The 10,499-nt window shown below is 31.3% G+C and carries 9 protein-coding genes; 4 read left to right on the top strand and 5 right to left on the bottom strand.

The annotated features are described in order from the left end of the window. Positions 1-11 precede the first annotated feature (11 nt). Positions 12-173: a hypothetical protein gene (locus tag NAT51_RS12840; protein WP_250598568.1), complete on the top strand. Its 162-nt coding sequence runs from the start codon at positions 12-14 to the stop codon at positions 171-173. 21 nt (positions 174-194) lie between these two features. Here the strand turns inward: NAT51_RS12840 and NAT51_RS12845 are convergent, their stop codons facing one another. Further along, positions 195-932 carry a hypothetical protein gene (locus NAT51_RS12845; RefSeq protein WP_250598569.1) on the bottom strand — a complete coding sequence of 246 codons (738 nt, stop codon included), beginning with the start codon at positions 930-932 and terminating at the stop codon, positions 195-197. Between the two features lie 219 nt (positions 933-1,151). Between NAT51_RS12845 and NAT51_RS12850 the strand changes: the two genes are divergently transcribed. Together NAT51_RS12850 and NAT51_RS12855 are read left to right on the top strand one after the other, a co-directional pair. After that, entirely contained in the window at positions 1,152-1,841 is a 690-nt protein-coding gene (locus NAT51_RS12850) for an SDR family NAD(P)-dependent oxidoreductase (RefSeq protein ID WP_250598570.1), read from the top strand. 2 nt (positions 1,842-1,843) lie between these two features. Next, a complete protein-coding gene (locus NAT51_RS12855) occupies positions 1,844-3,268 on the top strand; it encodes an SDR family oxidoreductase (protein ID WP_250598571.1) in 1,425 nt (474 codons plus the stop codon). A 653-nt stretch (positions 3,269-3,921) separates the two neighbouring features. On the opposite strand, the gene NAT51_RS12860 is transcribed toward NAT51_RS12855, so the two are convergent. The 4 genes from NAT51_RS12860 to tssD form a co-directional block, all read right to left on the bottom strand. Further along, positions 3,922-5,457: a YifB family Mg chelatase-like AAA ATPase gene (locus NAT51_RS12860; RefSeq protein WP_250598572.1), complete on the bottom strand. Its 1,536-nt coding sequence runs from the start codon at positions 5,455-5,457 to the stop codon at positions 3,922-3,924. Positions 5,458-5,904: 447 nt separating this feature from the next. After that, entirely contained in the window at positions 5,905-6,843 is a 939-nt protein-coding gene (locus tag NAT51_RS12865) for a hypothetical protein (protein WP_250598573.1), read from the bottom strand. A gap of 41 nt (positions 6,844-6,884) precedes the next feature. Next, complete coding sequence (locus NAT51_RS12870; RefSeq protein WP_250598574.1) at positions 6,885-7,568, bottom strand: hypothetical protein; 684 nt, start codon at positions 7,566-7,568, stop codon at positions 6,885-6,887. 11 nt (positions 7,569-7,579) lie between these two features. Next, positions 7,580-9,085 (bottom strand): type VI secretion system tube protein TssD, encoded by a 1,506-nt coding sequence (tssD, locus tag NAT51_RS12875; protein WP_250598581.1) that lies wholly within the window; start codon positions 9,083-9,085, stop codon positions 7,580-7,582. Positions 9,086-9,227: 142 nt separating this feature from the next. Here tssD and NAT51_RS12880 point away from each other — a divergent pair, with 142 nt between their 5' ends. Then, positions 9,228-10,211, top strand: a complete 984-nt coding sequence (locus NAT51_RS12880; protein WP_250598583.1) for a hypothetical protein — start codon at positions 9,228-9,230, stop codon at positions 10,209-10,211. Positions 10,212-10,499: the final 288 nt, after the last annotated feature.

The following is a 10,499-nucleotide window of genomic DNA, read 5'->3' on the forward strand; positions in this document are numbered from 1 at the left end:
TATTAAATATTATGAAAGAATCAATAGATTATATTAGGAAAGCCGAATTATTGGCTAAGCAGTATCCCACAAATGGCTTCGCTAAAGCCTTCTTAAGAACACTAGAAGAGGAGGGTAGCGAAAGTGAAAACACATTATCAGATGCTAAAGCACTAATTCAATTAAAAAGATAAACTACAATCAAAAAAGGGTAACTAAATGTTACCCTTTTCATTTTCATTACAATTATCTTTTTTAAACATTTCTTCAAAATTAATAATTTCAATCTCTTGTGTTTTCTTTATCTGAACGAAAATAAATTTATCATTGAAATACAATAATTCAAATTCATTTTTCTTTTTATCAATATAACATTCAATGTATTTTGTATTCTTAAGATTGAATGGGACATAATACATTTTATGGAAATGTTTAAAAAACAAATCACTGAAATGTATAAATAACGCAAACAATATAAAAACAGTTACATTAATATATTTATAACTATCATTACCAAAATGATGCAATAAAATATCCCTGTACACTTTGGTACAAACAATAAAAAAAAATAATAAAAAAAAGAAACTTGATGTAGATATTTTATCAAAATTGGTACTCCAAATACATATACCTAACATTGCTAAAAATAGAATTAATAAAATGTATTTAACAAATATATTTTCATAGGGCGGTTTTACTTTTGCTTTATCATCATTTAAATTTAAATCTTCTATTTTAAAGACATATAAATAGATTAAATAGAAACAAATTAAAAGAAACAATATAATTAAACCATCGGATATTACTTGAGTTATAGAAAAGAATCGAACAAATGATGTGTCAATTCTTAATAATTCAATCAATTGCCAAAATCCACCTAAAACTGTTGGTATTAATATTATAACATTAATATTATCTTGTAGAAATTTCACAACGTTTTTAACTCTATCCATATTATCAAATTTGTTTAAATATATGACTATTATTAAAATGATAAAAGCTAATGTTATCTTACTTTTTTGTGTACAGGCGATATCCGTCAGGGCGATACATTTACTGAATTAGGATTGTAAATAATTGTTAGTATAGGAAAGAAGAGTCGGTTATTCACCGGCTTTTTTTATGGAAGCTGAATTATTTTGTTTAACTTTATGTGATAAAAAATAAACAAAATGAAAGTTTATTTGTTTGCAGGAGCTTCAAGTGCCATAGCACAATCAACTAAGGAATTGTTTCAGCAGCAAGGGCATAAAGTGATCGGTATAAGTACCAAAGACGAATACCATGGCTATGATTCTGTTCTTAAAGTGAATGATTATACTATAACTTCATTTCCCGATATTGAAGAAAAGATTGATGGATTAGTCTATTTTCCTGGAACAATTAATTTAAAGCCCTTCCATCGTTTGAAAGAGGAAGAATTTCAATATGATTACGAGATAAATGCTTTGGGAGCGGTTAATTTTATCCAAAAGTATTTACCTAACCTGAAATTATCACCCACAGCTTCCATAGTATTAATAAGTTCAGTAGCTGCTAATCTCGGTCTGCCATTTCATGCTTCAATTGCAATGGCCAAAGGCGCAATCGAAGGCTTGACAAAAGCATTGGCAGCCGAGTTAACCCCAACGATACGCGTAAATTGTGTGGCTCCTTCTTTAGTGAATACTCCTTTGGGCGAAAAGTTTTTATCGACTCCTGATAAAATTGTTTTAATGGAAAACAGAAATCCAATGCACAAAGTTGGCGAACCAATTGAAGTGGCAAAAGCCATAGCTTATCTTCTTTCGGATGACTCAAGTTGGGTTACGGGACAGATTTTACACGTTGATGGAGGAATGGGAACACTCAAAAACAGTTAGTCATGAGAGTTTTACTGACAGGAGCCAATGGTTATGTAGGCAGAAGATTACTCCCCGAATTATTAGCGAAAGGATACGAAGTTGTGTGTTGTGTCCGGGACAGTAGACGGTTGGGTTTAGACACAAAAACTCAGGAATTAATCACCATTTGGGAAGTTGATTTTTTAAATGAACCTGATTTTACGAATTGTCCGGTTGCAATAGATGTTGCTTACTATCTTATTCATTCAATGTCAGGTTCGATTCAGGATTTTGACAATTTGGAAGCAAAAGCCGCCCTAAATTTTAATCTGTACATGAGGGAAATGAAAATCAGCCAGGTGATTTACCTGAGTGGAATTGTAAATGATCCCAATTTGTCGAAACATATGAAATCAAGAAACAATGTTGAGAATATATTGTACGGTGGAAATTATAAATTAACTGTTTTAAGAGCTGGTATTATTGTAGGTTCAGGAAGTTCATCTTTTGAAATTATACGGGATTTATGCGAAAAATTACCCGTTATGATTACACCAAAATGGGTTTTAACAAAGACCCAGCCTATTGCCATCCGGGATGTAATCCAGTATTTAATCGGGGTGATAAACAGAGAAGATTGTTATAATAAATCGTTTGATATAGGAGGTCCGAATGTTATCACTTACAAGCAAATGATGCAATTATATGCCAAGACAAGAGGTTTTAAAATATTGATGATTTCCGTTCCGGTAATGACACCAAGGTTGTCTTCTTATTGGCTGTACTTCGTGACATCGACAAGTTTTAAATTGGCCATGAATTTAGTAGACAGCATGAAGGTTGAAGTTATCTGCAAGGATAAAGAACTTCAGAATATGTTGGGTATAAAACCAGTTTCTTATGTGGATGCCATAAAATTGGCCTTCAAAAAAATAGAACAAAACCTTGTGATTTCAAGTTGGAAAGACAGTTTGGTAAGTAGTGGGTTCAAGTATAATCTGACGAGTTATATACAAGTGCCTAAATATGGCTGTTTAAAAGACATAAAGATGCAAAAAGTTGAAAATTCAGACCGGGCAATTGAAAATATTTGGTCGATAGGAGGTAACAAAGGCTGGTATTATGGCAGTTGGATGTGGGAGATACGTGGGGTTTTGGATAAAATATTTGGCGGGGTCGGACTCCGGAGAGGCAGAACCAGTCCAAATCATTTGGATAATGGCGACTCATTGGATTTTTGGAGAGTGATCCTGGCAGATAAAGAAAACAAACGTTTATTGCTTTTTGCAGAAATGAAACTGCCTGGAGAAGCTTGGTTGGAATTCAGAATTGATGAATACAACATACTGCATCAAATCGCCACTTTTCGCCCTAAGGGAATTTTCGGGAGATTATATTGGTACAGTATGTTGCCCTTTCATTTTTTTATTTTCAACGGAATGATTAAGAATATCGCGAAAGCCTAAAGTAAGAGGCAATCACAATAGTACAAAACCGTAGATATCCGCAGGATGATATTTCTTCCGAATTGGGTAATTAGGAGCTTTTCCTGTCATCCGTTTCAAGAAAACGCACAAAAAACACCGTTTTATCAATACAAAAGGAGCTTCCGTTGGTCGCTCTTTTTTATTGTAAAACAATCAGGTGTTTTTTTTGTGTTTTGCTTTCCACTGCTATCAGGGCTAGAAATATCCCTTATAATCATATCCATAAGTTATAATTAATTATCTAAAAGACTATAATTAATACCTAAAAGCTTATAATTAATACCTAAAAGACTATAATTAATACCTAAAAGGTTATAATTAGTATCTAAAAGGTTATAATTAATACCTAAAAGGTTATAATTAATATCTAAAAGGTTATAATTAATATCTAAAAGGTTATAATTAATACCTAAAAGGTTATAATTAATACCTAAAAGGTTATAATTAATATCTAAAAGGCTATAATTAATACCTAAAAGATTATAATTAATTTACCTATCAATTATCAACTCATAATTAGCTTCGCTCCGTTCGCCTACGGCTCGGGTCATAATTCATAACTCATAACTTATAATTCATTAACTCATAACTAGCTTCGCTCCGTTCGCCTGCGGCTCGGGTCATAACTATAATCATCCCAACCAGCCTTCCCGGTCTAAACTCCGGTATTGAATCGCTTCTGCAATATGATTTGAATTAACCGCTTCAGAGTTATCCAGATCTGCAATTGTTCTGGAGACTTTCAAAATCCGGTCATAAGCACGCGCTGATAAATTCAACCGTTCCATCGCCGATTTTAACAATTGCAGCGAAGTTTCATCCAGTTGGCAATAGGTTCTGATTTGTCTGGTAGTCATTTGCGCATTGTAATGAATGTATTCATACGATTTAAACCGCTCCGATTGGATTTCCCTGGCACTGGTTACCCTTTTCCGTATCTCGGCACTGCTTTCACCATTCCGTTTTTCTGATAACTGGTCGAAAGGAACGGGAGTGACTTCAATATGGATATCAATCCGGTCCAGCAGCGGTCCCGATATTTTACTCAAATAGCGTTGCATTTCAGAAGGAGAGGAGCTAACCGGAGCATTCGGATCATTAAAATAACCACCCGGACTCGGATTCATACTGGCGACCAACATAAACGAAGATGGGTAGGTTATGGTGAATTTTGCCCTTGAAATGGTTACTTCCCGGTCTTCAAGCGGTTGCCGCATGACTTCGAGTACTTCGCGCTTAAATTCGGGTAATTCATCTAAAAACAACACGCCGTTATGCGCCAGCGAAATTTCTCCCGGTTGCGGATAACTCCCGCCACCCACCAGTGAAACCGAAGAGGCACTGTGATGGGGTGACCTGAAGGGCCTTTGGTTCATCAAGCCGGAATCCTTTACTTTTCCTGCAACACTGTGAATTTTTGTGGTTTCCAGTGCTTCCCATAAAGTCATGGGCGGTAAAATACTCGGTATACGTTTCGCCAGCATGGTTTTTCCGGCTCCCGGAGGACCAATCAATATTACATTATGCCCACCGGCAGCGGCTATTTCCATACAACGCTTAATCGATTCCTGACCACGGACTTCGGCAAAATCAAATTCGGGAAACTCAAGGGTTTTGTAAAATTCTTCGCGGGTATTGATAACGGTAGGTTCCAGTGTTCCATTTCCTTCAAAAAAATCTATGACTTCTTTGATGTTTTCGACTCCGTAAACATCAAGACCGGCGACAATAGCCGCTTCTTTTACATTTTGTTTTGGTAAAAAGAATCCTTTAAATCCTTCTTCTTTGGCCTTAATGGCTATGGATAATGCACCTCTGATAGGCTGTAGATTACCGTCAAGCGACAGTTCCCCCATAATAATGTATTGACCCACTTCTTCAGCAGTAATCTGACCTGAAGCAACAAGAATACCGATGGCAATGGTTAAATCATAGGCAGATCCTTCTTTGCGTAAATCGGCCGGTGCCATATTGATGGTGATTTTCTTTCCGGGAAAATTGTATTCGTTGTTTTTCAGGGCGGCAGCAATACGGTAACTGCTTTCTTTGATGGCATTATCAGGAAGGCCTACCAGATGGTATCCAATTCCCTTATCGATATTGACTTCAATGGTAATAGTTGTGGCGTCGACACCAAAAACGGTGCTTCCGAAGACTTTGATTAACATGGCGTATACTTTTTAAATGGCTTATAATGTTGCAAATATAGAAAAGTTACCCCAATAAAAAATCCCGGCGAACCGGGATTTGATTATTTTTTGAAGTTTTTGATTCCGCTTTCCAGCATATTTCATCTTCTCGGAAACCTATCTACATCACTAAATTTATGTATCATAAGTTCATTACTTTTACATTCAATTTTTTTGGAAATTTTATAAAATATTTAGGTAGAAAAATAATGAATATATTGAGTTAGATTCGACAGAAGTGATTGGAGCAATGGTGTCAACTCAAAAAGAATTTTCAATAATACTGAATAAAATTTTTATTTAAAAAAGGTAGTTTAAATTGGGTTAAACTAAAAGATTGATAGTTATTACTTGATATTGAATTAGGTCATGTATGTAATGATATTGAACAGTATCGTCAGTTTTATTAAGTATGATTTTTGTGACCTAAAATCCTTTTTCATAAGGGTTTTGATTGTTTTTTTCTGCTTTTTCAATTATTCTTAAAGTTCTTTCATCAACAACCGGTGAAAGTACTTTCTTGGATTTGTTTTTTTTAACTAAATCATTGCAATTCGAGTCATCCAATAAATCATCAAATTTGAAAATTCTTATGATAGAATAATTAATTTTTTGATTCTTTTTAAAAGCAGTTTTATTGAATTTTACAAATACATACTTATCATTCACATAAGTAATATTATAATTTGGATTGTATTCAATTTTTTGAATTTTGCATTCTAAATTCTCAATATTTTCCAATTCATCTGGAAGCATAAATGCATTGTGAAAAGTTCTTCCAAATGAGAAAATCCAATAAAATTCAATAAAAATGAATACTAAAATAAGTTTAAGAAAACTCTTTTTTTCATAATCTTTAATCTTTAATGAATGATGACCCAAATGCCAACTAAAGAGTATAAATATACTTATGATAATGTTTAAAGGAACATACCAAAATATATTTAAAGAAGTTCGAATATCATCACTTAAATAATTTGTTATTTTATAAAGTAAGTAATTGAAACAAAAGAATAATATTAAAAAGAATGTTGCAATTAGATTATTCCTTTCTTTAATTTTGAGCAATAATAATAATTTGCTCTCACCATTACTGTCAATTAGATTATTATTGGTATTTTCAGAATTTGTATCTGTTTTAAGTACAGTGACATAAAACAAATAAAGTGAACCAAATATTATTGACAATATAAATATCATCAAAAGACCATCTGGAATCATTTGACTTACAGAAAAAAACCTTATAAATGAAAATGATATAGATGATAATTCTGCTATTTGCCACAAACCACCTAATATTGGTGGGACAATGATAATAAGGCTTAAATTTTGGTTTGTTGTATTGAGTAGTTTTTTTAAATCCACGTTCTATCGTTTTAGTAAAAATAAGATAATTACTATTATATTTATTCGACTAAATGATAGATTTCTTTCTTGTATTTCCAATCGTCGTTTTCTCTAATGTATAATTTACCATAACTATCATAAATAGTTGATGTTTCAACAAATGCAGAATCCATTTTTTGGTTAAACTTAATACTAGTTACTTTAAATTTTAAAGTGTAGTTGTTTGATGTGTGGTGTGGTTCTAAAATTGCTCGTGCATTTTCTTTATTCTTTCCACTTGCCAATGAACCCAATCCATATATTAATTTACCATTGATTTTTTTCTTGTATTCATCGGTTAAAATCAAAGGTTTCAAGTTATTTGAATTGCAGTTTAAGTTAAATTTTGAAATTGAATCTTCATAAATAACTCTTTCAAGTAAATATGAAGGCAGCTTTTGTTTATTTAAATCAAAGTGATTGAGAGTTTGACTCAAGTTTTTAAATAAAGAAATATTAATATTTTCTTGAATTATAGTGTATTTCAACTTGGGAAATTTTGCATAAGATTCATTATTGTTATTCTCGCAAAGTTCAATACTAGCAATCTTATTTATAGCAATTCCTAATAGATGTGGAGTTGAATTACGTAAAATAATTTCTGAGTCTTGTTCCCATTTGTTAAAGAATTTATCTGCACTAGCTTCTTTTGAAGCTGTACACGAAACCAATAAAATTATAATTGCTAGAAAACTAAATTTCATAAGGTGATTTTTTAATGTAATGAAGCCCATTGATAGTAAAATAATGATTCTTTAGTATTATTATAATCCATATAATTTTTGGTTTTACTAATTCCAAATGTATGTTTTTTAATCTTTCCAGTTTCAGCAAATGTATGTTCCAAATTTAAGGCGTGCATTATTTCGTGCGGTATTTCAGTTTTAGTTTCCTTATTTTCATTTTTTAAGAACATCAAACTTGTTGTTCCAATAGTGATACCATTATTTGAAAATACACTTTCATCATTTGAATTAGCATTTTCCCATTGACATTTTAAGTTGGTCAAGAATAAGGTAATTTCATCTTGAATTGCGGTATTTTGTCTTGAATGAAATAAGCCTGTTATTAAAGTTAAAAATGAAGCTCTATTTGAAGCAGGTTGTTTTAAACTATCCTTAGAACCTTCAATCAAATTTTTCTTAATACGCTCAATTACTACCTTTTCAGCTGGAGTGGTAGTAGCTGAATTTATATCTAAAATATTTGGTGCTTGATTTACTAGCTTAATATCAATCAAAGCTGGATTAAATGCTCTTTTGAAATAATCATTTAATTCGGCTGCATTTTTGATATGACTATTTAAGACAACATCTTTATCACCTTTATTAAAATCGACTACAATCCAACGAACTTTTTGTTCTTTCGGTGCTGGATAAAAGAAATTGATTGCTCCGATTGGGTCATTATCACCCAATAATTTTAGTTGTAATGTGTTTGAACTTGTTTTATTACAAGTTATTGTGACTTCTTTAGCATCTTTTAAATTGGTAGGACTGAAAGTAAAATCAGGATGATTTTCAAATTCAATTGTTTGATATAAATCTTGATTTTTTTGCTTAAGTATATCTAATTCCAATGTGATTTTTTGGTCTTTTCTCATACTAACCCAAACAGGAAAGTATTGTTCGCCATAAACTTGAATTGGATTGTATTCTTTCTCAAATATTGCGGTGTTTGAAGTGCAAGTTTTTTTGTAATTATCTGGAATTTTATCAAAACCAAATTTACCTTCTTTGATATCAGTTTTTTTTGCATCAAAACTGATGATTAATTTCTTTTCGGTATCAGTTTCTTTTATAGGTGTTGGTTCTTTTGGGGTTGGGTCAGTAACTCTCCAAGATTTTGAAAAGATTACTTGACCGTTTTCAACCATTGAAGCTGGTGAAAGTGTGATACTTGTAGTTAACGGTTCTGTATTGGTAGAATCGAAAGCTTTGCTGTTGCTGATACAATATGTATCTAGTAATTCAACATTTCTACTTTTTGAAGTTCCAGTTCTTGAAGGTATTACGATTTTGACTTTCTTCATTGAACTACTATCAATCATCCATTGAAGCAACAACGGACTTTTAATAGTTTCAAGTTTTATATCCCAATATCCACCTTTGAAATTGCTGTTTGGGTTTCCCATAAAGTCAACTTCTTGGTTGAACTTTAAATCAAACTCTAAAATATTATACTCTTGGTCTTCTACGAAAAGCCTTGCTGAAATGCTCATGTTACCTCTATTGTTTATTAATACAAATATATAAGAAAAAACCTACTTGTTAGTTGAAGATTGTTTAAGAAGGTAAAGCAAAATAAAATGATATATTTACTATAGGAAATTTGTCATTATGAAAATAAAATGTAATCTATGTTTGAAAAATAATGTTGATGCACATCCAAATTCACATTATTTATCAGATTTTATTATTCGTCCAGCTTTAAATATTCAAGGTTCATCTAAAAGAGATTTGGGTTTTTACTTTGGATTTGATTCAGATAAACCATCTTCACAATTTAGGTATCAAAGAGGATTCACAAAATTTGAAAAAGTTGAAGAAGTATTAGGGCGTCAATCAACTGAGGAAGAAATTGTGATAATGAAACAAAATATTGAATTTTCTTCAAATGATAAATTTTGCATTGATTGCGAACCAAAATTTACCAAGATTGAAAATTTATTTAATAAAAATATTTTGCCAAAATTAAGAGATAGTGATTTAACTGGAATTAAAAATTTAGAATTAAGCGTTGAGGATTCAAAAGCATTAAGATTATTTGTATTACTTAATTTTTTTAGAACATCAATTTGTGATGATGAATTTCAAATTCAAAAGGAATTGCAAAATATTTTAAGAGATAAAATTTTTAATTATGATTTTGAAGGATTAGAAAATATACACTTGTCAGTTTCTTACCTTGAAACTTTACCCAATGAAGGTGATATAGATAATACTTATAAAACTGAAAACATTGTTGGTATTGTTTATGGGGCAAATCCCAAAACTATTTTTTTCAATGATTTTGTAATAACACTCATTGATGGACATGATTTCGAGCACGTAGAATATAATATTTTTGAAGACATCAATTCTTTGCTGAATTCGTTAAATATTGATATGAAAAATTATAAAGTAAAAATTTTTTCAAATGATGAGAGAAAATTTATAATTAATAAAATAGCTACAAAACTAGGAATAAAAATTTATCAAGAACAAATATTAGATTTCTATAAAAGATATGTAATTGAATTTAACAAATTACCAACGGATAAAATTATAGGTGATTTTATTGAGTCATTCTTGAATAATAGAAAACATGCAACAGTTGAACAAAATAGGAATAAATTAATATTTTAGAGAACTTAAAAATAACTAACTTAAAGAGAATATAAAAATATTGTTTCCATGTTGTTGAAAATAAAGTCCTTATAAATTATTTTAGATACTACAATAAATAATTACAATATCAATGGTAATAGTTGTGGCGTCGACACCAAAAACGGTGCTTCCGAAGACTTTGATTAACATGGCGTATACTTTTTAAATGGCTTATAATGTTGCAAATATAGAAAAGTTACCCCAATAAAAAATCCCGGCGAACCGGGATTTGATTATTTTTTGAAGTTTTTGATTCCGCTTTCCAGC

Source organism: Flavobacterium amniphilum (assembly GCF_023634845.1).
GTDB classification, from domain to species: Bacteria; Bacteroidota; Bacteroidia; order Flavobacteriales; family Flavobacteriaceae; genus Flavobacterium; species Flavobacterium amniphilum.

Bases quoted from the DNA above. Each gene is read 5' to 3' on its own strand.
- NAT51_RS12840 (WP_250598568.1), top strand. From the start codon at position 12: ATGAAAGAATCAATAGATTATATTAGGAAAGCCGAATTATTGGCTAAG.
- NAT51_RS12845 (WP_250598569.1), bottom strand. From the start codon at position 932: ATGGATAGAGTTAAAAACGTTGTGAAATTTCTACAAGATAATATTAAT.
- NAT51_RS12850 (WP_250598570.1), top strand. From the start codon at position 1,152: ATGAAAGTTTATTTGTTTGCAGGAGCTTCAAGTGCCATAGCACAATCA.
- NAT51_RS12855 (WP_250598571.1), top strand. From the start codon at position 1,844: ATGAGAGTTTTACTGACAGGAGCCAATGGTTATGTAGGCAGAAGATTA.
- NAT51_RS12860 (WP_250598572.1), bottom strand. From the start codon at position 5,457: ATGTTAATCAAAGTCTTCGGAAGCACCGTTTTTGGTGTCGACGCCACA.
- NAT51_RS12870 (WP_250598574.1), bottom strand. From the start codon at position 7,568: ATGAAATTTAGTTTTCTAGCAATTATAATTTTATTGGTTTCGTGTACA.
- tssD (WP_250598581.1), bottom strand. From the start codon at position 9,085: ATGAGCATTTCAGCAAGGCTTTTCGTAGAAGACCAAGAGTATAATATT.